The sequence below is a fragment of the Streptomyces sp. TLI_55 genome (assembly GCF_900206255.1).
Taxonomy (GTDB): Bacteria; Actinomycetota; Actinomycetes; order Streptomycetales; family Streptomycetaceae; genus Streptomyces; species Streptomyces aquilus.
In genome coordinates, this window is sequence record NZ_OAOJ01000001.1 from 433,094 (window position 1) to 454,846 (window position 21,753).

Genomic DNA, 21,753 nt, shown 5'->3' on the forward strand with positions numbered 1-21,753 from the left:
GTTCGTCGTCCGCTGGTTCTCGCTTCAGCCGAACCGCAGGACGCGCGGCGCGAAGGTGCCCTCGGGGCCGTCGGCGCGGCCGACCGACCACACCGTCGCCGTACCCGGCACCGGCGCCAGCCGCAGCGTCCGGGAATCCCCCTCACCAGCCACGGCCGGTTCGTCGTACCCGGTGAACGACTGCCCGTCCCAGGCGAGGAAGTCCGGTCCGGGCACCAGCGGGGGCGTGCTGCCCGGCGGGCCCCACTTCTGCGAGCGGGCCACCGAGATCCAGCCCAGCGCGCCGGAGGGGGCGGGCGTCAGGGACGTGACCCCGCCGAAGTCGGTAGGTACGGTCACCTTGTTCCACGTCTGCCCGTCGAAGCGGACCAGCAGCGGCGGGATCGGCCGCCCCGGCGGACCGCCGACGAAGCCGGCCGTGCCGCCCGCCCACACCTCCGTCGGCGAGACGGCCAGCACACTGCCCACGGCGGACCGGGGGAACCCGTCGACGACGGTCTGCTGCCACTCCTGGCCGTCCCAATGGGACACCGCCGCCCCCGAGTTGGTCTCCCCCGCGGCCCACACGTCGTCGGCCGCCAGGAGGTGCAGGCCGTACACCGACCCCGGCGGCACCGGCACGTCCCGCCAGCCGCGCCCGTCCCGGCGCAGCAGCGCCTGCGCGCCGTCCCGGGTACCGATCAGCCAGGTCTCACCGCCGCCGGCGACGGCCTTCGTCAGGACGACCCCGCGCGGCGGCCGGCTCTCGGACCAGGTGGTGCCGTCGCAGTGCAGCAGACGGGTGCCGCCCGCCGCGTCGCGGCCCACCGCCCAGACCGCGGTCGGCGAGGTCGCGGCGACGGACAGCAGCTCTCCCTGCCAGCCGATCCCGGGCAGCGCCTGTCTCTGCCACGCGGTGCCGTCCCAGCGCAGCACCAGCGGGAAGCCCGGCGCCTCACGCCCCACGGCGTCGGCGCCCACCGCCCACGCCCGGTCCGGACCGAAGGCCACGGCCTCGTTCAGCGCGGCCTGCGGGCGCACCTGCGCCGGGAGCGGAACGTGCTGCCAGGACGTGGTGTCCGCCGCGGCCGAGGTCATGAGCGTCAGGAAGGTCATGGCGGCGGCGAGAGCGGCGACGAGAAGTCGGCGTGCCATGGTCAGCCTCCCAGCCGCTCGCTCATCAGGTTCGGTTTCGAGCCGTAGATCTCGACGGTCCCGAAGGACAGCAGCGCGGACCCGGCCCTCGCCAGGACGCTCGGCTTGACGTCGATCGCGTTCGTGCGCTGCGGGCCGTAGGAGAAGCTCGTGCGCGAGCCGTCCACGCGTCCGTACTTCGACTGGAACGCGCGGTCGCTGCGCAGCGGGATCCACAGCGCGCCGTCCGGGCCGCGCACCATGCCCGCGGTGTAGGTGTCGCCCACGGGTGGGTAAGTGGTGCGCCAGGCATGCCCGTTGAAGGTCATCAGGTAGGTGCGGGACACACCGTCGGTGTACTGGCTGCCGCCGATCGTGATCCTTCCGGACGGTTCGAGCAGCATCGTGTGCACATTGCTGTCCGGCGGCAGCGGCACCTTCGCGTCCCGCCAGGCCGTGCCGTCCCAGCGCAGGACGGCCGTCCCGGTGCTGGTGTCCGCCCAGGCCCAGGCGTCAGTGGCGGAGCGCGCGGTGATCCCCATCAGGAACAGCACCCCGTCCGGGGTGGTCTGGGCCGTCCAGCCGGAACCGTCGTAGTGCAGCACCTTCAGCCCGGTGTCGTCCTCACCGACCACCCACGCGGCGCCCGGCACCGCGGCGAAGTCCTGGTAGGTCCACAGCGTCTGCGGCAACGGCACGGCACTCCACCCGCCGGCCGACCGGCGCAGGAGCTCTCCCGTCCCCTGGCGGTTGCGGAGGATCCACATGTCCTCGCCGACGAACTGCACCTTCCCGAGCCAGCCCGGCTCGGCGGCACCCGGGAAATCGGTGTCACGGTTCCATGCGGTGCCGTCCCACCGGTACAGCATCGGCCGCAGTCCGTCGGCGGCCTGCTCGTAGCCCGTCGCCCACGCCTCCCCCGGTCCGCGGGCGGCGAGATCGGACACGATGACCGGCGGTGCGGCCGCCGGCACCGGCAGCACCGACCAGCTCCTCGTGGCCGGCGTCGCGACCGCGGCCGGTGACACGACCGCGGCACAGGTGACGACAAGGCAGATGATGATCGCGCGGAGACCGTTCACGAGACCTCCCAGGCTGCGAAGCCCGCACACGGTACGGGCGTTCACCCACCCGTGAACAGACGGCATCCGGCCATCAAGGACCCCTGCGAACACTCGACGCGTCTCGGAGCCTCCGCGGCTACGCCGGCCCCAGGGCTCCCAGCAACAGGGGCAGGGAGCGGTGGAGTTCGCGCTCCCAGTAGGGCCAGTCGTGGGTGCCGGGGCCGTAGAAGTCGGTGGTGAGCCGCACCCCGGCCGCCTTCAGCCGGTCGGCGACCGCGTGGTTCATCTCGTTCAGCGTCGCCTCGAGGTCGTCGTGGACGCCGGGCGGGTCGAAGGGGCCGGCGGTGCCGTCGCCGCTCGACAGGAAGACGGGGGTCGGGCGCAGCCGCTTCGCGAGGTAGTACGGGTCGTGCTCCTCCCAGATGGCGCGCTGGGCCACCGGGTCGCCCCACATCGCGAGCGGGTCCTGACCGTAGTCCCGCAACAGGCTCATCAGGCCGTTCGGGAAGTCGCCGTACAGCGGATGCACCACGCCGCTGTAGCTCGCGGCCGCCCGGAACATGCCGGGGTGGTGGGCGGCGTAGAGCAGGGTGCCGAGGCCTCCCATGGAGAGGCCGGCGATCACCCTGCGATGGCCGGCGCCGTAGCCGTGCTCCAGCAGCGGGAGCAGCTCCCGCAGATGGAAGGTCTCCCAGGCCGGCGACCCGCCCTTGCCGTGGTTCCACCAGTCGCTGTACCACCCGTACTCCCCGCCCTCGGGCATGACGACCAGGGTGCCGCGCAGCTCGGGCAGCGTCGCGACGTCGGTCTGGCGGGTCCAGCTGTCGTACGTGTCGCAGCAGCCGTGCAGCAGCAACAGCACCGGCCAGCGCTGGTGCGTGCGCCGCTCGCCCCAGCCGTCCGGGGTGAGCAGCCGCACCTTGGCCGTGCGGCCCAGCGCGGGCGACGAGACGGTCAGGTCGACCAGGCGGTTGCCCACCTTCTCCTCCGCCACCACCTTGGCGCCGCCGCTTCCGCCGCCTCCCGCCCCACCGGCCGCCGCGGTCGCGGTCGCGGTCCCCGGCAGGACCGCCATGACCAAGGCGACCAGGGCTGTCCAGAGCAGCAGACGGACACGACCAGGGTGCACAGCGAGCCTCCACTTCGAGCGAATCGCTCGGTCAGGGATCGGTACCACCGGGGAGCGTACGGATCGGTGGGGTATGGGTCACTACGCCATACTGCTGAAGTCAGACGGACGACAGCGTTCCAGCGGCAGTCGGGAGCAAGGCGTGCACTCTTGAAGCGGATCTTGGTGGTGGGTGTCACCGGCGCGGGCAAGTCGACGCTCGCGCGAGCCCTCGGCGGTCGACTGGGGCTGCACTACCACGAGATGGACGCGCTGTACTTCAACGGCCCCGGGTGGGTGGTCAACGGCAACCTGGCCGAGGACGTGTCACGGCTGACCGCCGAAGGCGGGTGGGTCATCGACTCCCTCGGCTACCCGGAGGTGCGTGACCTGCTGTGGGACCGGGCCGACAGCGTGGTCTGGCTGGACTATCCCAAGCGGGTCGTCATGCCGCGCGTACTCCGCCGCTCCCTCCGGCGCAGCATCACCCGCGAGTCCCTCTTCGGCGGCAACAGGGAGACCTGGAGGGGCTGGCTGAGCCGGGAGCATCCGGCCTGGTGGGCCTGGTCCCAGCACGGGCCCCGCCGGCGCGAGATCGAACGCCGGGTCCACGATCCCCGCTTCGCCCCGTTGAAGACCCTCCGCTTCACCCGTCCTGAGGACACCGCGGCCTGGTTGGCATCCGTCTGACCGGTGCCGGGCCCTGGGATCACGGGTTACGCGAGACCGGTGGTCGGCGCGAGGCCCGCGAACACGATGTCGAGCATGCGGGAGCGCACCTCGTCGTCCAGCGGCGCGTGGGCGGCGGCGCGGGACGTACCGACCAACAGGGCGTAGACCTCGGGCAGTTCGACGTCGTCGCGGACCGAGCCGGCCTGTTGGGCGCGGTCGAGGAGTTCGCCCACCGCTCGGCGCAGGGCTTGCGCGGCGTCCGTCGCCCGGCTGTCGGCGGCGCCGCCCGCCTCCGACAAGGCCTCGGCGAGGGCGATCTTCTTCGTCGCGTCGGCGACGAGATGGCGGAAGAAGCCGAAGAACGCCTCCCCCGGCTCCTGGGCGTCGAGCCGCGCCTCGGCCTCCGCCGTGAGCCGCTCGAAGTGCCGGACGAGCACGGCCTCCAACAGGGCGGCCTTGGTGGGGAAGTTCCGGAAGACGGTCGCGATGCCGACCCCGGCGAGGCGCGCCACCTCCTCGGTGGACGCCGACTTTCCGCCGTGCCCGAAAACGTCCTCGGCGACATCGAGGACACGCTCGCGATTGGCCTGCGCGTCAGCTCGCCGTGCCATCCAACACCGCTTTCTCGTAAGTCCGTTGACTACCGGAGTGACGACTCCATATATTCGGAGTCATCACTCCGGATAATAGCGGACCGCACGCCTGAGGAGAGTCCATGTCAGAGGTCCCCGAGCCCGAGCACCGCAGCCCGCGTGACGTCTTCCTCGCCCTGGTGAACGGTGTCGCGGAGGGCCGCTGGGAGGAACTCCCCGAGCTCTACGCCGAGCACACCGACGTCGTCCACCCCTTCCACCCGCTGCGCGCCCCGGCCCTGCGCACCCGCGAGGAGCTGCGCGCACACTTCGCTCCCACCGGCACGGGCCCGCTCCTGATCCGCCGCCCGGCGAACATCACCATCCATGAGACCGCCGACCCCGAGGTCATCGTCGCGGAGTTCGAGTACCAGGGCCACGTCGCCGAGAGCGGCGAGGAGTTCGCCCTCCCCGGCATCTTCGTCCTGCGGGTGCGCGAGGGGCAGATCGTGAGTTCCCGCGACTACTTCGACCACCTCGCCGCGGCCAGGGTCCGCGGAGGCCTGGACCCCCTCTTCGCGGCACTGACCGGATGACGGTCGGCAGCGCACAGATCAGGACTCGCCGTGGTGGAACGCCTTCGCCCGTCGCCCCACAACAGGTCCGCCCTTCATCCGAGTTGCCGTAGGCGCAGGCGGTCCACGAGCGCCTCGGGATGGTCGGCGGCATATTCCCGGACGACCGCTTCGAAGCTCGCGTCGGGCCGCAGGCCCAGGTGTGCGGCGCGGGTGTTGTCGAAGTCGGCGGGCCAGGAGGCCACGACGGACTCCACGGTCGGATCGGGGGTGAACGTCACGAGGTCGGCGGTCTCCGGCCCGGCGAGCCGGCGCAGGGTGTCGAGCATGTCGGCGACCGAGACGGTGAGGGCGGGCACGTTGACGGGGGCCGGGCCCTGGATCCGGCCCGGCCCGTCGCCGTGCTCGGCTTCCGCGATGCGCAGCAGGGCCTGGACCGTGGTCCGCGGGGAGGCCAGGGCAAGCGTCAGCTCCGGGGCGACCGGGCAGACGGTCGGCCGTCCGGCAAGGGGCTCGCGGATGATCGCGGAGACGAAACCGGACGCGGCCGCGTTGGGCCGTCCCGGTCGTACCGCCACGGTCATCAGCCGGGCCACGCGTCCCTCGACGTAGCCGCGGCGGCTCATGTCCGCGATGAGGTGCTCGCACATCAACTTCTGTGTGCCGTAGCTCGATCGCGGTGCGGGCAGGGTCGTCTCGGAGACCGGCTGGGGGAGGTCCCCGCCCGCCGGTCGGCCGTAGACGGCGATGCTGCTTGTGAACACCACCCGTACCGTCGGGCCACCGGTCGCCGACTGCGTCCGCGCCGCCTCCAGCAGGGCTCGGGTGGCGTCCACGTTGACCCGCATACCGAGGTCGAAGTCGGCCTCGCACTCGGCGGACACCGCCGCGGCGAGATGGAACACCACGTCCACCGGCTCGGCGAACACCTCGGCGAGACGGTCGACCAGGTCGCCGGTCACCACCTGCGTGAACGCGTCAGCGGTCGGCCCGGCCTCGGGCGGAGCCACGCGGTCGACCAGCACCAGCCGGGTGATCGGTACGCCGGTGAACGTCCGGGCGCGCCGGAGTTCCCTGACCAGCAGGCGTCCCAGGAACCCGGACGCGCCCGTCACGACGATCCTCACTCGCGTCTCCCCCTCAACACCGGACGGTTGGCAGCTCAACAACGATGACGCACCCCGTCACCCTCCGACCAGTGCGTACGTCGGAGCGATTCGTGCGGCGCGAACGGGTGGACTTGCGCGGTGGGCGCCCCTGCGGAGAACGCGCGCTCACGGCGCGGATGGTGACGTGACTGCCTCGCCCCAGACCTGGAAGAGGCACCGAGACGTGAGACGACGTATCCCCGCCCGCCGTGTCCTCGCCGCGGCGTTGCTCGTGGCGTCCTTGCTGACCCCGCTGGCGGCGGCCCCCGCCACCGCCGCCGAGTCGCCCCGCAGCAGCGCGGGCGACGACTGTCCCCCGCGTGAACTCGATCCGAAGCTGGTCGCCCGGCTGGACGCGGCCATCGAGAAGGTCCGCCGGGAAGCCGGCATCCCCGGTGTCGTCGCCGGGCTGTGGATGCCGGGCAAGGGCAGCTACGTCCGCGCCACCGGCGTCGCCGACAAGGCCACCGGCCGGCCGATGACCTCGGACGTGTTCGTGCGGATCGGCAGCGAGACCAAGACGTTCACGGTCACCGCGCTGCTCGAACTCGTCGACGACGGCCTGATCGGGCTCGACGACCCGATCTCCCGTTACGTCCACGGCGTGCCCCGAGGGCAGCGGATCACGCTGCGCCAGCTCGCCGAGATGCGCAGCGGCCTCTACCCCTACACCGCCGACGCGGACTTCCAGCACGATCTGCTGAGCGACCCGAAGCGGTTCTTCACCCCGCGGGAGGTCCTGGCGTACGGCTTCAAGCACAAGAACACCTTCGCGCCGGGCGAGAAGTTCGAGTACTCCAACACCAACCTCGTGCTCCTCGGTCTGGTGGTGGAGAAGGTCAGCGGGCGGCCCCTGGCGGACTTCCTGGAGGAGCGGGTGCTGCGGCCCGCCCGGCTGTCGCGCACGCTGCTGCCGCGAGGCTTCGAGTTCCCGCAGCCGCACCCGCGCGGGTACACCGACCAGACGCTGACCGGTGAGGTAGCCGACACCACGGACTGGAACCCCAGCTGGGCCTGGGCGGCCGGGGCGATGATCTCCGACCTGCACGACCTGCGCCGGTGGGCGAAGATCGTCGCCACGGGCACCCTACTGCGGCCCGAGACCCAGGCGCAGCGGCTGAAGATGCTCCCCACCGGCTTCCCCGGCACCGACTACGGCCTGGGCATCTTCGAGAGCGGCGGCTGGATCGGGCACAACGGGTCCATCCCCGGATACGAGACGGTCACCGTCTACCTGCCCTCGAAGAAGGCCACCCTGGTCCTGATGATCAACACCGACATCTTCTCCCAGGGCCAGGAGCCGTCGACCCTGCTGGCCCGGGCGATCACCGAGATCGTGACGCCGGACCACGTGTACGCCCGTCCGATCCCGCCGCGGTAGCGACGCCGGGCACCGCGCGACAGACGGCGGCGGGAGTCTTTCAAAGTGCAGCGGGCCGTCGACCAGGGCGCGGTCGGCCGGACCGGCGTCACCTTCGATCCGGGCAGGAAGTCCTTCACCGTCGAGTACCTCGACGCCGAGGGGCTGGGCACCTTCACTCGGGCCGACTAGACGTGCCGGGCGCTCACCCGCTCGCCGCCTGCCGCACCGCCCGAGGTGAGGCGCCCAGTTCCTTGCGGCAGGTCTTGTTGAAGGCCTGGAGGTCGGAGATGCCGACGGCTGCGGCGATCGCCGGGATGGCCAGGGTGGAGGCGTTGAGGAGGTGCCGGGCGCGCTCCATGCGGCGGTGTCTGATGTAGCCGACGACCGTGTACCCGGTGTCCTCGCGGAACAGGCGGGTGAGGTGGGTGTGCGAGACACCGGCGGCGCGGGCGACGGCCGGGATGGTCAGGGGGCCTGCCAGGTGTTCCTCGATGTGGGCCATGGCGGTGCGCAGCGCGGGGTGCCGGGGGCTCGGGCTGTTCTCGGCGGAGTCGGTCAGGGTGGTCGTGCGCCACAGCACGGTCCACAGTTCCGCCGAGGCGCGCAGTGGGGACTGGGTGATCGCCGCGACCGTCTGACGCAGCAGCCCGCTCAGCGCGGTCGCGTCGGCTCCGGTGTCCTGCATAGCCGGAAGCCGGCGTCGCTCGCCCTCGCCCGGCAGCCGGAAGTGGGCGTACAGGTGCTCGCAGCGTGGGGCGTCGTAGTGGAAGTGCACCTCGGTGTCGGGCGGCACCAGGCTCAGATGCCCCGGCCGGATCGGGTGCGACACCCCGCCGAACTCCAAGGTCCCGGAGTAGCTGTAGAGATGGAGCTGCCACAGCCTGGGCAGCCGGAACACCTCGTGCGGCCCGGCCGCCCCGTGCACGCCCACCCCCGCGTTCGCCACCTCGGGCGGGAGGTCGAGGGCCAGTTCCACGTCATGCCGCATGGTGGAAAATTACCAGTGGTCGTCGATTACAGCCCATTGCGGGAGCGGTGACCGATCCTAGGCTCGCCGTATGTCAACCACACCTCAGCTGCTGAGCAGCGTCCAGGTGGCGCGGTTCGTGGCGCACGGTTTCCTGCGTCTCGACGGCGTCGTGCCGGCGGAGATGAACGCGGAGGCGCTGGGCGTCTTCGCCGCCGATCTGCCCGTCGTGCCGTACGGCACACCCGTGCCGAAGGCGTTCCCCGAGGACTCGTTCGCCCGCAGGCTCGTCGAACTGCCCGCCGTGGCAGGGGCGTTGCGGAGCCTGGTCGGCCCGGACCCGACCGTCGACCACCACTTCGTGCACACCCGTCAGCCGCACGAGGGCAGCGCACAACCGCTGCACGCCGACGCCCTCATCGACGTACGCCCGGACGCCTTCGACGTGCAGCTCATGTACTACCCGCAGGACGTCACCGCGGACATGGGCGGCACGCTCGTCGTGCCGGGCAGCCATCTGCGCCGCATCAACGAGTCGGACACCGGCCGCTACCAGAACCTGCTCGGCCAGACCCGGCTGACCTGCACGGCCGGCACGGTCATGCTGCTGCACCACGGCATCTGGCACGGCGGGCGGCGCAACGACAGCGACACCGTCCGCCACATGTACAAGATCCGCTTCAACCCGACCGTGCCGCAGGTGCGGTTGTGGGACGTGTCGGATCTGAACTCCCCGGCCGTGTCGGAGGAGTTGGTGCGCACCTTCCCCTGGTACGAGGGCGCCACCGGCCGGCTGGAGATCCACAACCGGATCCACCTGTGGCGCGCCCTGAGCGGCGACAGCGGCTTCGACATCGACTACTGGGCCACCCGTATCGCCAACCGGCCCGCCCTGAGGAGCCAGGCATGACCATCGCGGAACACGAGGCGACCCCGATTCCCGCGGGCGTCACCCGCCAGCAGGTCCTCGTCCTGTACCTGTCCACGTCCGCGCTCGACGCGCAGGTGGTCGGCTGGGCCCGCTACGACGGCACCGGCACCACCCGTCCCACCACCGGCGACAGCGACGAACCTCCCTACGCCACCGGCGTCGCCGCGCTGGAGGACGGCTGGCGGCTCTTCCAGGCCGCCCAGCTCATCCCGCCCTACCCGGGCGCGGAGCACGAAACCTCGTTCCTCAAGCACGAGTTCTTCTTCGAGAAGCTCGTGCAACTGTGAGGCGCTGAGGAGTCGTCAGTCCGGCTCCGGCAACCGGCCGAGGGCATCGCGGAGTTGGGCGCGGCCGGTGACGCCGAGCTTGGGGAAGATCTTGTGCAGGTGGTAGCCGACGGTGCGCGGGGAGAGGTAGAGCCGGGCGCCGATGTCCCGGTTGGTCAGGCCCTCCGCCGCCAGCCGGGCGATCTGCCGCTCCTGCGGGGTCAGGTCGCCCACGGCGTCGGCGGGGGTCAAGGACACGCCCGCCGCGCGGAGTTCGGCGGCGGCCCGTTCGGTCCAGGGGCGCGCGCCCAGTCGTACGAAGGTGTCGTGGGCGGCGGTCAGCTGGGGGCGGGCCTCCGCGGTGCGCCGACGGCGGCGCAGCCATTCCGCGAAGTCCAGGCGGGCGAGGGCGAGTTCGAAGGGCCAGCGGGCCGCCGCCGGGTCCTCGGTCGCGGCGCGGAAGTGGGGTTCGGCGTCCTCGGGTTCGCTCAGCAGGGCCGCGGCGCGGTGCACGAGCGCGGCCAGCCGGGCGGAGCGCGGCCGGCCGAGGGTGCGCTGCACGGCGTCGAGCACGGCCCGGGCGTCGTCCGCCCTCCCGGCGCGGACGGCCGCGGCGGCGAGGTCGGCGAGGTGGTAGAGGGAGGCGTGGTAGTGGACGGGGGCGGGCCGGGTTTCGTCGGTGAAGGTGGCGCGGAGCTGTCCGTACGCCGTCTCGTGGTCGCCCTCCGCCGTCGCCGCCAGGGCGAGCGCATAACGGTGACGCACGTACAGGCTGCGGGAGCCGCGCAGGTCCCGGCCGCGGACGGCGTCCGCCGCCTGGGCCCGCGCGCCGGTGTGGTCGCCGCGGGCGGCGCGCAGGGTGGCCCGGAGGATCGGTGAGCCGACGGAGACGTTGTCCGCGCCCGCCTCGGTCGCCATCCAGAAGGCCTCCTCGGCGGCGGCCTGTGCCGCGTCCCAGGACCCGCTCTCGAAGTGCGCCAGGGCCAGGGCCTGGGCGACGGTGCAGTTGGCGCCGGCGGTGGCGGCGCTGCGCAGGTGGTCCCGGGCGCGACCGAGGAGACGTACGGCCTGATCGGTCTCGTCCAGGATCCAGGCCGCGCCGCCGAGGGTGACGAGTCCTGGCAGGGTGCGCTCGGAGTCGTCCGGCAGGGTGTCGACGGCGGCGGTGAGCTGCTTCACCAGCTGCGGCCGGTCGGTGAACGGGTGGGTCGCCCCCCGGGTCCAGACCCGGTCGGTGCCGTCCGGCTGCGGTGCGACGAGGCCGTCGATGCGCTGGATGTCGTGCCGGTGGCGGGGGTCCCCGGAGTTGTACGCGGGGGTCGCCGCCGTTCCCAGGGCGCTCAGGGCGAGGGCCGGTGCGGGCGTGGCCATGGATTCCGCGACGGGGATCAGGAAGGCCAGGGCGTCGTCGTGGCGCAGGGTGACGGCGAGGGACCAGCCCGCGCGCAGGGAGGCTTCGGCGAGGAGCTGGGGGTCGTCGGTCAGCGTGGTGACGCGGCCCGCGATCTCTCCGACCCATTGCGGGTGCCCCGCGTACATGGCGGACTCGGCCGCGGCGAGCAGGCGGCGGGCGCGTTCGCCCGGGTCGGGGGTGAGGTCCGCGGCGCGTTCCAGGGCGGTCGCCGCGGCGGCGTGTCCGCCTCGGTCGCGGAAGCGGCGGGCGCTCTCGGCGAGGGCGTCGGCGATCTCCGCGTCGGGGCCGAGGGCGGCCGCGGCGAGGTGCCAGGCGCGGCGGTCGGGTTCGTGGGCGAACGCGGCGGCGAGGGTGAGGTGGGCGGCACGGCGTTCGGCGAAGGTGGCCGCCTGCTGGACGGCGGAGCGGACCAGCGGGTGCCGCAGCCGCACCTGGCCGCCCTCGACCCGGACCAGCCCCGCCTGCTCGGCCGGGGCCCAGATCTCCGGGTCACCGACGTCCGGGACATCGGAGAGCCGGGCGGTGCCCGCGGCCGCCGCCAGGAGCAGGGCGCGTCGCGTGGCGGCCGGCAGGGCGGGCAGGTCGGCGGCGAACAGATTCTCCAGGCGGGCGGTCAGCGGCAGGGCGTCGGCGGCGGAACCGAGGGCGCGGTCGGCCATGGGCGGTGCGCCGCCCGGGTCGCGGGCGAAGGCGCGCGTGAGCTCGATCAGGGCGAGCGGGTTGCCCGCCGCCTGCGCGAGGATGCGGGAGCGCATCCGGCCCGTCGGGGGCTGCGGCTGCGCGTCCAGCAGCCGCCCCGCCGCGGCCCGGTCCAGCGGCCCGGCGATCAGATGCGGGAAGTCGCGGTCGAAGCGCGCCGGTACCGCCGCCTCACGCGCGGCGAGCAGCAGGACCGCGGGTTCCCCGTCGAGGCGCCGGGCGACGAAGGCGAGGACGTCCAGTGAGCCGACGTCCAGCCACTGGGCGTCGTCGACGGCGATCAGCAGCGGCTGCCGGGCCGCCGCGGCCAGCAGCAGCGTCAGCACCGCGGCCCTGATGGTCAGCGGGTCCGGCGCCGCCGCTCCGCCGGCCGGGTCCATGCCGAGCGCCTGGCGCAGGGCGTCACGCTGGTGTGCGGGCAGCCGGTCGACGCCGTCGAGGACGGGGCGCAGCAGCTGGTGCGCCCCGGCGAAGCCGAGGTCCTGCTCGCCCTCGCAGCCCCGTAGCCGCAGCACCCGGCGGCCGCGCTCGGTGGCCTGTGCGGCGGCCCGGTCGACCAGGGCGCTCTTGCCCGCTCCCGGCTCACCGGTCAGCACCAGCACGCGGGGGCCGTCGCCGTCCGCCGCGTCGATCAGGCGGGCGATCCGTGACAGTTCGCGCTCCCGGCCGAGCAGTGCGGGTATGTCCTCCTGCCCGGCTCCGAAGTCGTCGAAGCCGCTGATCCCGCCGAAGTCCATGAAGTCCCGTTCCCGCCCGCCACTGCTCACGCCTCATACTGCCAGGTCACCGGCACAGGACTGGTCACATGACAGAAGCGCGGCCCGCCCCCTCGCTGGCAGCCTGCGAGCACCGGGCAGGACACAGAGGCGGGAGCAGCGGTGGGGTGGGAAGCGGACGTCGACCGGCTCCTGACGGATGCCGGCGAACCGCGGTCCCTGCTGGTACTGGGGGAACCCGGCAGCGGCAAGACCCGGACGCTGCTGATCGCCGCGCGGAGGGCTACGGCCCAGGGGGCACGTGTGCTGGCGGCGCGCGCCTGTCCGTCGGAGGCGCGGGAACCGTACGCCTGCCTGCACCAGCTCCTGCTGCCGGTCCGGGACGAGTGCGAGATGTTGGCGGAGGACGAACGCCGGGTGGTGCAGGCCCTGTTCACGGCGTACGACGACCCACCCCGGCCACGGGACCTGGCCACCGCCGTCCTGGCTCTGCTGACCCACCTGGCGCGGTCGGGCCCCGTGCTGCTGGCGGTCGACGATCTCCAGCACTGCAACCGCGATTCCGCGGCCGTGCTGGCCTTCGTGTCCCGGCGGCTCACCGGCCAGGCGGTCACCGCGCTGTTCACGGCGAGCGGCGACACGCCCCCTCCCGGACTCCCCGATGACATCGCCGTACGGTCATTGCGCCCCCTGACCCCGAAGGCGGCGGCCCGGCTGCTGGACGCGCAGCCCGGTGCGCCCACCGGGCGGGCCAGGCTGGAGCTGCTCCGGCAGGCTGCGGGGAATCCGCTGGCGGTCATCGAGCTCAGCCGTGCCGCGGGCCGGCCCGGGCGCATCCCGCGCGCGGTCGCCGAGGCTGTCGACGCGCTGCCGGAGGACACCTGCCGTGCCCTGCTGTACGCGGCCCTCGCCGAACCGCAGGAGGAACTCGCCACCCTGATGGCCGCGTTGGGCACCGACGACCTGCGGGTGTGGGCGGCGGCCGAGGCGGCCGGACTGGTCACCGTCACCGACGGCCGCGTCGTCTTCCGCAACGCGCTGACGCGCCTCGCGGCCCTGCAACGGCAACCGGTGGCACTGCGCCGGCAGGCCTGCCGGGACCTGGCCGCCCGGTCGGTCCACCGCGCCGGGTATCTGGCCACGGCGGCCATCGGCCCCGACGAATCGGTGGCGGCAGCACTCGAAGAGGCCGCCGACCGGGCCGACCGCTTCACCGCGGCCCGCGCACTGGAGCGCGCCGCGCAACTCAGCCCCCGCCCCTCCGACCGCGTCCGCCGGCTCACCGCGGCCCTCACCGCCGCGAGCGAACATGGCGACCCGGAGTGGGTGCGCGAGCTGTACGCGGCGCTGGCGCAGGCGAGTCCTGGCGCGGCGGGATCGGGTGCCGCGGTCTGCGCCCTGAGCGGGGCGCTGTCGCTCCAGTCGCACCAGCGCGAGGCGTTCGACCTGGTGATGGGGCGGACGGATGACCCGTCGACGCTCTTGGCCCTCGCGATCGCCGTCGCCCGTCAGTCCGGGCTTCCGGAGCACCGGCGGGAGGTCGGGCGGCTGGCCGGCGTGGACGCCGACGACGTCCTCGCGGCCCTGAGCGCGCGGGCCTCGGCCGCATCGGGGTCGAGCCGGACGGGCCGGCTGCTCGCGGCGGCCTCGCTCGCCCATCACACCGACGATTCCGACCGGTGCGCGGAGCAGTACCGTCAGGCGGGCGAACTGCTGCGCGCCCAGGGCGCCTTGGGGCCGTTGGGGTGGATGCTGCCGGACCAGGTGGACGCCCTGCTGGGTCTCGGGCGGTGGGCGGAGGCCGAGTCGCTGATCGAGGAGGGCCTCGACCGCGCAGCCGTCCACCGCTGGACCCGCGTCGAGATGGACCTCCAGGCCCTGCGCATGACGTTGCGGGCGCTGCGCGGCGAGAGCGTCCCGGGCACCGCCCTCACCGGCCCCGACCGGCGCTCCGTCAGCCTCCACGAGAACCGGGCCACCCATGCCCGGTTGCTGCGGGCCCGCGGCCTGACCGCGCTCGCCCTCGGGGACGCGGAGGGCGCCTTCCGGCAGCTGCGGACACTGTTCGCGGACGACGGCGAGCCCCTGGACCCCTTCCTCTCGCCGCGGTCCGTCGCCGAACTCGCCGTCGCCGCGCACCGCACGGGCCGGCAGCGGGAGGCGGCCCATGTCCTGGCCCGGGTCCGGCATCGTCAGGGTGACCGCCCGACGACCCGGATGACGCTGCTCATGCACCACGCGGCGGCCCTGGTCGACGAGGACGCGGACCCCGAGCACCACTTCCAGCTGGCGGTGGTCAACTCCGAGGCGGCCCACTGGCCGCTGGAACGCGCTCTGGCCCGGCTGGACCTCGCCCGCTGGCTGCGTCGACGCAGGCGGCCGTTGGAGGCGCGCGCCCAGCTGACCGTCGTACGGGAGGCAGCCGAGCGGCTCGGTGCCCGGCAGCTGGCCGAATCGGCGCGGGGCGAGCTGCGTGCGAGCGGGGTGGCCGAGGCTCCCGCAGCGGAGCATCCGCTGGCCGAACTGACCGCCCAGCAACGGCAGATCGTCCGGTTGGCCGCGAAGGGCATGTCGAACCGGGAGATCGGCGAACAGCTCTTCCTGTCGCCGCGTACAGTGGGCTCGCACCTGTACAACGTCTATCCCAAACTCGGCGTCAGCAGCCGCCATCAGCTGCGTGATCTCCTCGTGTGCGAGAAGTGACCGGGCGAGAGGCGGACATCGCATGGAGCCGGACGGGCAGCACCCGTCCCCGCTGGTTCTGGAGCCCCTGGCGCAGCGCCTGCTCGACGCGTCCTCGGCGCCGCCGTTCCTCCACGAGCTGTCCCCGGCGGCCGGCCGTCAGGTCCTGAGGGAGTCCCAGGTGCAGCGGATCGAGGACTTCGCGGTGGACGCCGTGTTCCAGGTGGCGCCCGTGGGGCCGTCCGGGCTGGTGGGGTTCTGGCTGTTCAGACCCGCCGGATCCCGGGGGCCGCTGCCCGCCCTGCTCTACACCCACGGCGGCCGGTGGATGCTGGGCGACGCGCACACGCACGCGCGGCTGATCAGCGACCTCGTGGTCGGCGCGGGGGTGGCCGCCGTCGTTCCCGAGTACAGCCGCACCCCCGAGGCGCGCTACCCGGTGGCCGTCGAGGAGTGCTACGCCCTGCTGTCCTGGGTGGCCGAGCACGCCGCCGAACTGGACGTGGACGCCGCCCGGTTGGCGGTCGCCGGAGACTGCGCCGGCGCCACCCTGGCCATCGCGCTCACCCTGCTGGCGAAGTCGCGTGGCGGCCCGCGCCTCGGCGCCCAGCTGCTCTACTACCCGATCACCGACGCCCGTTGCGCGAGTGCCTCCCAACGGCAGTTCGCCGAAGGGTACTTGCTCACCAGGGAAGCCCTGCGCGCCTATTGGCGTCACTACAGCGACGATCCCCGGCGGCTCACCGAGCCGACCGCCTCCCCGGCACGCGCCGGCACCGCCCAACTGACGGGACTGCCACCGGCACTGGTGATCACGGCCGAGGCGGACGTGACGCGCGACGAGGCGGAGCAGTATGCGCGACGGCTGCGCCGAGCAGGCGTCGAGGTGACCGCGGCCCGCTATCTGGGCACCGTCCACGACTTCGTCTCCCTCACCGGCCTGCGCGACAGCCCCTCGACCCGGGCGGCCGTACGGCAGGGTGCCGCCTTCCTGCGCGAGCGGCTCGGCGGCGCGAACCAGTCGACCGACTGATGCCTGAAGTGCCCGCCCCCAGGCAGGCTGACGGGTATGTCAGCCTTCTACGATTCCTTCACGGAAGACGACTGCGCGGCGCGGGGGCGCGGCCAGGTGTTCTGCACCCGTTCGGTGCCGCCCCGCGAGAGCCTGGAGTTCTGGCACGACGCGGTGTTCGCCACGCTGGTGGGGATGGACATCCGCACGGAGAGCGGGACCTACGACGCCACGATGCGCACGGACCGCCTCGGCGACCTGCGGATCACGACGGTCGACTGCGACCCGGGAGAGGTGCACCGCAACGCGGACCGTGTGGCCCGCGGGGACGGCACCCAGGTGTTCGTCGCCGTCCAGACCAGCGGCACCGCCCAGGTCGAGCAGGACGGCCGGTACACGGAACTGCGGCCCGGTGACATCGCGTTCTTCGAGACCGTACGCCCGTACCGCACGCGTTTCCCGCAGCGGTTCCAGTTGAAGATCTTCGCCGTGCCCCGCGGCCTCCTCGGCCAGCCGGAGGCGGCCCTCGGACGGATCACGGCACGGGCCGTCCGCCCGCGGGGCGGGCTCGCCGCACTGCTGTCGCCGTTCCTGTCACGTCTGGCGGACACCTCCGAGTCCTACTCGGGGCCGGTCGCCGACCGGATCGCCGAGAGCGCCGTCGGCCTGCTGGCCGCGGCCGCCGCCGAGCAGCTGGGCGGGGCACCGGCCGAGCTGCCCGGCGCCGAGCGGGTGCTGCTCCTGCGCGTCCAGCGGTTCGTCCGCTGGCACCTGGCGGACCCCGGCCTCACACCCGCGGTCATCGCCCGGGCCCACGGCATCTCGGTGCGCTATCTGCACCGGCTGTTCGAGCAGGAGGGCACGACGGTCGGCCACTGGATCCGCCGGCTGCGGCTGAAGGAGTGCCGCAGGGAGCTGACCCACACCGCCGCGCTGGGCGCGGTCGCCCGCCGCTGGGGATTCAGCGGCACCGCGCACTTCGCCCGGGCGTTCCGCCGCGAGTACGGCACCTCTCCCACCGACTGGCTGCTCACCGAACGCGACCGCCGCTGCCTGGAGCCGTCTTGAACGGGCCCGCGTGCGAGCAGCGGTCCTTCTCGCACGCGTACGGCGACGTCGAACTGGTCACCCGTACCGACCCGGCGTCCTGGCGAGGCTCCCTGCGCCTGCTGCACCTGGGCGTGCTCCAGGTGGCGAGCGAGGAGACGGACGCCGTGGAGGTCGTACGGACCACGCGGGACACGGCGGCGGACGGCCGCACGCATCTGTTCGCCCGTCTCCAACTGCACGGCACCGCCCTGGTGTTCCAGGACGGCCGCCGCGCCCGCCTGCGCCCGGGGGGCCTGGTCTTCTACGACGCTGGCCGGCCGTTCAGCGTGGTGCTGCCGGAGGAGCAGCGGGCGCGGGTCCTGATGGTCCCCCGGCCGCTGCTGAGGCTGGGCGAGGCGGAACTGAGCCGGGTCACCGCGAAGGTCATCGACGACACACCCGACAGCCCGGGCGCGTTGCTGCTTCCGCTGCTGGACGGGCTGGTGCGCGAGATCGACGCGGTCGCCCCGGCCACCCGCGAGGACCTCGCGCGTGCCGTCGCGGACCTCCTCGCGGCCCTGGCCGCCACCCGGTCGACCGGCGCCGAGGCAGCCGACACGGGGCCGTCGGCCGGGACCGGGCAGGCCGCGATGCTGGACCGCGTCAAGGCCACCATCGAGGCGCGCCTGGCAGAACCCGAGCTCTCCCCCGGCGTCCTCGCCGCGGAGCACGGCATCTCGCTGCGCTATCTGCACAAGCTCTTCCAGGAACGGGGCACCACGGTCGGCGGCTGGATCCGCAGACGCCGGCTGGAGGCGTGCCGGGCCGAACTCGCCCGCCCCTCGGCGGCCGACCGCACCATCGCCGCCGTGGCCGCCCGCTGGGGTTTCGCCAGCCCGACCCACTTCAGCCACGCCTTCCGCAAGGCGTACGGGGTGTCTCCCGTGCAGTACCGGGGGCAGCGGCAGGGTGGCTGAAGGACCTGGCGCGCGCTGCCGTGCGCTGCCGGACCGGCATCGGTGCACTGATGAGCAATCGACCCTGGCCTCGCAGTTCTAGCGTCGTCGTCGAGGCGCCCGTTACAACGCATTCCCTTACCGAGGAGAACCCCATGTCCGACGCCGTCGAGCCGGTCCAGCCGGTGCTGGAGCCGGCCGCCCAGGCCTTCGCCGAGGCGACCGCCAACCCGCCCTACCTCTTCGATCTCGGCCCGGTCGAGGGCCGCAAGGCGGTCGACGAGGTGCAGTCCGGGGACATCACCAAGCCCGCCGTCGACGAGGAGTGGATCACCGTTTCCGGCGGCCCCACCGGCAGCGTCCGCGCCCGCATCGTCAAGCCCCAAGGCGCCACCGGCAGCCTCCCGGTGATCGTGTACATCCACGGCGCGGGCTGGGTGTTCGGCAACGCCCACACCCACGACCGCCTGGTGCGGGAACTCGCCGTCGGCGCGAACGCCGCGGTCGTCTTCCCCGAGTACGACCTCTCGCCCGAGGCCCGCTACCCCGTCGCCATCGAGCAGAACTACGCCGTCGCCCGCTGGGTCGTGCAACAGGGCGCGGGCAAGGGCATGGACGCCAGCCGGATCGCGGTGGCCGGAGACTCCGTGGGCGGCAACATGGCCGCCGCGCTGACCCTGATGGCCAAGCAGCGCGGCGACGTCCCCCTGGTCCAGCAGGTGCTGTTCTACCCGGTCACCGACGCGAGCTTCGACACCGCCTCCTACCACCAGTTCGCCACCGGCTACTTCCTGCGCCGCGACGCCATGCAGTGGTTCTGGGACCAGTACACGACCGACGAGGCCGAACGCGCCCAGATCACCGCCTCCCCGCTGCGCGCCACCACCGACCAGCTCACCGGACTGCCCCCGGCCCTGGTCATCACCGGCGAGGCCGACGTCCTGCGCGACGAGGGCGAGGCCTACGCCAACAAGCTCCGCACCGCCGGCGTCCCCGTCACCGCCGTCCGCTACCAGGGCGTCATCCACGACTTCGTCATGCTCAACGCCCTGCGCGAGACCCACGCCGCCGAAGCCGCCATCAACCAGGCCGTCGCCACCCTGCGCACCGCGCTGCACGGCTGACCCGAGAAGGAGAACCACCCATGTCCACCACTCCCACCGTCGTCCTCGTGCACGGCGCCTTCGCGGACGCCGGCAGCTGGTCCGGCGTGATCGAGGAACTCCAGGGCCACGGCATCCCCGTGATCGCGCCGCCCAACCCGCTGCGCGGCCTCGCCTCGGACTCCGCCTACATCGCCTCCCTGGCGTCCCAGATCGACGGCCCCGTCGTCCTCGTCGGCCACTCCTACGGCGGTGCTGTCATCACCGTCGCCGGCGTCACGGAGAACGTGGTCGGTCTGGTCTACGTGGCCGCCTACGTCCTCGAAGAGGGCGAGAGCCTGGGCGAGTTGCAGGGCCGTTTCCCGCTCTCCCCGCTCGTCAGCAACCTCAAGCAGGGGACCTACCCGATCCCGGGCGCCGACCCGGGTGTCGAGGTGACCATCGCCGAGGGCGCCTTCCCGTCGGTGTTCGCCGCCGACGTGCCCGCGGACCTCACCAAGGTTCTCGCCGCGGCCCAACGCCCGCTGGCCGCCTCGGCGTTCGAGGAGACCGCACCCGTGGCCGCGTGGAAGACCAAGCCGTCCTGGGCGCTCGTCGCCGGCGCGGACGAGGCGATCAACCCCGAGGTCGAGCGCTTCGGCGCCAAGCGGGCCGGAGCCACGATCGTCGAGTTGGAGGGTGCCTCGCACGCGGTGGCGGTATCCCAGCCCGAGCAGGTCGCCGACCTGATCCGCGACGCGGTGCGCGCGACGAGCTGACAAGCGCTTGGTGGGTGGCGCGGCCGGACATCATCGCGATGTCCGGCCGCGCCGTCTCAGAGGTGACAGGTACTCAGCGGTACCCAGCGGTAATCAACGCTCAGCGCTTCAGCGCTTCAGCGTGAACGTGAAGTCGTCCGAGACCTTGCCGGTCAGCCGGACCGCCGAGACCAGCCTTCCCTCCGCGATCAGTCGCTCGGCCTCGGCCCGCGAGAGACCGCAGGCTTCGGCGATCAGCCGCACCGGCCGGACCGGGATCCGCGCCGCGAAGCGGACCGACACGTCGAGCACCTCGCACTCCAGGTGATCCGATCCGCCGGTGTCCAGACGCCAGGCGCCGTCCCAGTCGAGGGCGACGCGGTTACGGCGCTGCACTACCGGGTCCTGGAGCAACTCGGCTGCCAGGGAGGGGTCGTTGGCGTGCATCCGGTCCAGCTGGTCGGGCCGGACGGAGCGGACGTTCATCCGCTCCCAGACGGTGAGCTTGGCCGTGTCGCCGCACCCGGCGCACAGCACGAGGAGCCAGGCGTCGAGGCGCTTGTGATGGGCGTTGACGCGGAACTTGCCGTTCGCCCGGAAGCGCGGGGACGCGCACGCGGGGCAGCGGCGCAGGACGGTCGGCAGGCAAGTGGGCATGACGACCCAGGTGTTGAGCACAGAGATACACCGGTTTCAGTGAGAAATCCGCAGCAGGAAGCAGCGCGGCGCACAGGTGCGACGCGCGACAGATCAGCTCTCGGGGGGTCTCACACGGTGTACAACGGCACGTCCTTTGCCAGACGACTCGGTCCGGCAGCACCGTAGGGCCGTTCGGTGACGCCGCTCCACTCATTTTCCGACGGCTCCGCCGGGGATCTGGTGGACTGACGGGGCGCCGGCGGGCAGCATCTCGGGTTCTTCGCCGGCTCGACGACCGGAACACCCGCAAGCACACAAGGAGACGCCCGTCATGTCACTCGCCCGCGTGCACAACTTCTCGATCTCGCTCGACGGCTTCGCCACCGGCGAGGACCTGAGTCTCGAGGCACCGTTCGGCCACGCGGGTGAACGGCTGCACGGGTGGATGTTCGCCACCCGGTGGTGGCAGGAGACCACCGGCGGCAACGGCGGGAGCAGCGGCCTGGACGATGTCTTCGTGCGCCGGTTCGACCCCGGGATCGGCGCCGAGATCATGGGCGCCGGGAAGTTCGGTTACCCCGGGTGGCACAAGGACGCGGACTGGAAGGGCTGGTGGGGACCCAACCCGCCCTTCCACACACCGACGTTCGTCCTCACCCACCACACCCGTCCGTCGATCGAGATGGAGGGCGGCACGACCTTCCACTTCCTCGACACCTCGCCCGCCGAGGCGCTGGAAACCGCCCGCGAGGCCGCGGGCGGCCTGGACGTCCGCATCGGCGGGGGCCCCACCGTCATCCGTGACTTCCTCGCCGCCGGGCTCATCGACCACCTGCACGTGGTGGTCGTACCGATCCTGCTCGGCCGGGGCGTACGCCTGTGGGACGGGCTGGAGGAACTGGAGACGGCGTACGCGATCGAGGCCGTCTCCTCGCCGAGCGGGGTCACGCATCTGACGCTGACGCGCAAGTGAAACCGCCGCGCGTC

21 protein-coding genes are annotated in these 21,753 nt (G+C 73.0%); 13 read left to right on the forward strand and 8 right to left on the reverse strand.

The genetic code is table 11. The annotated features are described in order from the left end of the window. Positions 1-24: 24 nt before the first annotated feature. The 3 genes from CRP56_RS02140 to CRP56_RS02150 form a co-directional block, all read right to left on the reverse strand. Positions 25-1,134: a hypothetical protein gene (locus CRP56_RS02140; protein WP_097259713.1), complete on the reverse strand. Its 1,110-nt coding sequence runs from the start codon at positions 1,132-1,134 to the stop codon at positions 25-27. Positions 1,135-1,136: 2 nt separating this feature from the next. Continuing rightward, complete coding sequence (locus tag CRP56_RS02145) at positions 1,137-2,195, reverse strand: hypothetical protein (protein WP_097259714.1); 1,059 nt, start codon at positions 2,193-2,195, stop codon at positions 1,137-1,139. Positions 2,196-2,313: 118 nt separating this feature from the next. Then, a complete protein-coding gene (locus tag CRP56_RS02150) occupies positions 2,314-3,252 on the reverse strand; it encodes an alpha/beta hydrolase (RefSeq protein ID WP_097273626.1) in 939 nt (312 codons plus the stop codon). Between the two features lie 204 nt (positions 3,253-3,456). On the opposite strand from CRP56_RS02150, the gene CRP56_RS02155 reads away from it, so the two are divergent. Further along, positions 3,457-3,975, forward strand: a complete 519-nt coding sequence (locus tag CRP56_RS02155; protein ID WP_097259715.1) for an adenylate kinase — start codon at positions 3,457-3,459, stop codon at positions 3,973-3,975. A gap of 26 nt (positions 3,976-4,001) precedes the next feature. Here the strand turns inward: CRP56_RS02155 and CRP56_RS02160 are convergent, their stop codons facing one another. Next, entirely contained in the window at positions 4,002-4,568 is a 567-nt protein-coding gene (locus tag CRP56_RS02160) for a TetR/AcrR family transcriptional regulator (RefSeq protein WP_097259716.1), read from the reverse strand. 104 nt (positions 4,569-4,672) lie between these two features. Between CRP56_RS02160 and CRP56_RS02165 the strand changes: the two genes are divergently transcribed. After that, positions 4,673-5,125, forward strand: coding sequence for a nuclear transport factor 2 family protein (locus CRP56_RS02165; protein ID WP_097259717.1), 453 nt, complete (start codon positions 4,673-4,675; stop codon positions 5,123-5,125). Between the two features lie 74 nt (positions 5,126-5,199). On the opposite strand, the gene denD is transcribed toward CRP56_RS02165, so the two are convergent. Further along, positions 5,200-6,231 carry a D-erythronate dehydrogenase gene (gene denD, locus CRP56_RS02170; RefSeq protein ID WP_097259718.1) on the reverse strand — a complete coding sequence of 344 codons (1,032 nt, stop codon included), beginning with the start codon at positions 6,229-6,231 and terminating at the stop codon, positions 5,200-5,202. 205 nt (positions 6,232-6,436) lie between these two features. Between denD and CRP56_RS02175 the strand changes: the two genes are divergently transcribed. Then, a complete protein-coding gene (locus CRP56_RS02175) occupies positions 6,437-7,633 on the forward strand; it encodes a serine hydrolase domain-containing protein (protein WP_097259719.1) in 1,197 nt (398 codons plus the stop codon). Between the two features lie 45 nt (positions 7,634-7,678). After that, on the forward strand, positions 7,679-7,804 hold the full coding sequence (locus CRP56_RS48210) for a hypothetical protein (protein WP_257039988.1): 126 nt from the start codon (positions 7,679-7,681) through the stop codon (positions 7,802-7,804). 13 nt (positions 7,805-7,817) lie between these two features. On the opposite strand, the gene CRP56_RS02180 is transcribed toward CRP56_RS48210, so the two are convergent. Then, entirely contained in the window at positions 7,818-8,603 is a 786-nt protein-coding gene (locus tag CRP56_RS02180; protein ID WP_097259720.1) for an AraC family transcriptional regulator, read from the reverse strand. A 70-nt stretch (positions 8,604-8,673) separates the two neighbouring features. Here CRP56_RS02180 and CRP56_RS02185 point away from each other — a divergent pair, with 70 nt between their 5' ends. Both CRP56_RS02185 and CRP56_RS02190 read left to right on the forward strand, forming a co-directional pair. Continuing rightward, the gene (locus tag CRP56_RS02185; protein WP_179850930.1) at positions 8,674-9,492 is read left to right on the forward strand and encodes a phytanoyl-CoA dioxygenase family protein; all 819 of its coding nucleotides are present in this window, start codon (positions 8,674-8,676) and stop codon (positions 9,490-9,492) included. Beyond that, complete coding sequence (locus CRP56_RS02190; protein ID WP_097259721.1) at positions 9,489-9,800, forward strand: hypothetical protein; 312 nt, start codon at positions 9,489-9,491, stop codon at positions 9,798-9,800. The genes CRP56_RS02185 and CRP56_RS02190 overlap by 4 nt, the downstream gene beginning before the upstream one ends. A gap of 15 nt (positions 9,801-9,815) precedes the next feature. On the opposite strand, the gene CRP56_RS02195 is transcribed toward CRP56_RS02190, so the two are convergent. After that, on the reverse strand, positions 9,816-12,659 hold the full coding sequence (locus tag CRP56_RS02195) for a LuxR family transcriptional regulator (RefSeq protein WP_257039989.1): 2,844 nt from the start codon (positions 12,657-12,659) through the stop codon (positions 9,816-9,818). A gap of 111 nt (positions 12,660-12,770) precedes the next feature. On the opposite strand from CRP56_RS02195, the gene CRP56_RS02200 reads away from it, so the two are divergent. From CRP56_RS02200 to CRP56_RS02225, 6 genes are all read left to right on the forward strand, one after another. Then, positions 12,771-15,311, forward strand: a complete 2,541-nt coding sequence (locus CRP56_RS02200) for a helix-turn-helix transcriptional regulator (RefSeq protein ID WP_097259723.1) — start codon at positions 12,771-12,773, stop codon at positions 15,309-15,311. A gap of 22 nt (positions 15,312-15,333) precedes the next feature. Next, positions 15,334-16,323 (forward strand): alpha/beta hydrolase, encoded by a 990-nt coding sequence (locus CRP56_RS02205; RefSeq protein WP_097259724.1) that lies wholly within the window; start codon positions 15,334-15,336, stop codon positions 16,321-16,323. Between the two features lie 36 nt (positions 16,324-16,359). Further along, a complete protein-coding gene (locus tag CRP56_RS02210; protein ID WP_097259725.1) occupies positions 16,360-17,370 on the forward strand; it encodes a helix-turn-helix domain-containing protein in 1,011 nt (336 codons plus the stop codon). Further along, on the forward strand, positions 17,367-18,308 hold the full coding sequence (locus CRP56_RS02215) for a helix-turn-helix domain-containing protein (protein ID WP_257039990.1): 942 nt from the start codon (positions 17,367-17,369) through the stop codon (positions 18,306-18,308). Before CRP56_RS02210 ends, CRP56_RS02215 begins: the two co-directional genes overlap by 4 nt. A 134-nt stretch (positions 18,309-18,442) precedes the next feature. Continuing rightward, positions 18,443-19,411, forward strand: a complete 969-nt coding sequence (locus CRP56_RS02220) for an alpha/beta hydrolase (RefSeq protein WP_097259726.1) — start codon at positions 18,443-18,445, stop codon at positions 19,409-19,411. A 20-nt stretch (positions 19,412-19,431) separates the two neighbouring features. Further along, positions 19,432-20,148 (forward strand): alpha/beta fold hydrolase, encoded by a 717-nt coding sequence (locus CRP56_RS02225; protein WP_097259727.1) that lies wholly within the window; start codon positions 19,432-19,434, stop codon positions 20,146-20,148. A 108-nt stretch (positions 20,149-20,256) separates the two neighbouring features. Here the strand turns inward: CRP56_RS02225 and CRP56_RS02230 are convergent, their stop codons facing one another. Continuing rightward, positions 20,257-20,805 (reverse strand): DUF1062 domain-containing protein, encoded by a 549-nt coding sequence (locus CRP56_RS02230; protein WP_097259728.1) that lies wholly within the window; start codon positions 20,803-20,805, stop codon positions 20,257-20,259. Positions 20,806-21,097: 292 nt separating this feature from the next. Between CRP56_RS02230 and CRP56_RS02235 the strand changes: the two genes are divergently transcribed. Further along, positions 21,098-21,739, forward strand: a complete 642-nt coding sequence (locus CRP56_RS02235; RefSeq protein ID WP_097259729.1) for a dihydrofolate reductase family protein — start codon at positions 21,098-21,100, stop codon at positions 21,737-21,739. The last annotated feature ends 14 nt before the right edge of the window (positions 21,740-21,753 follow it).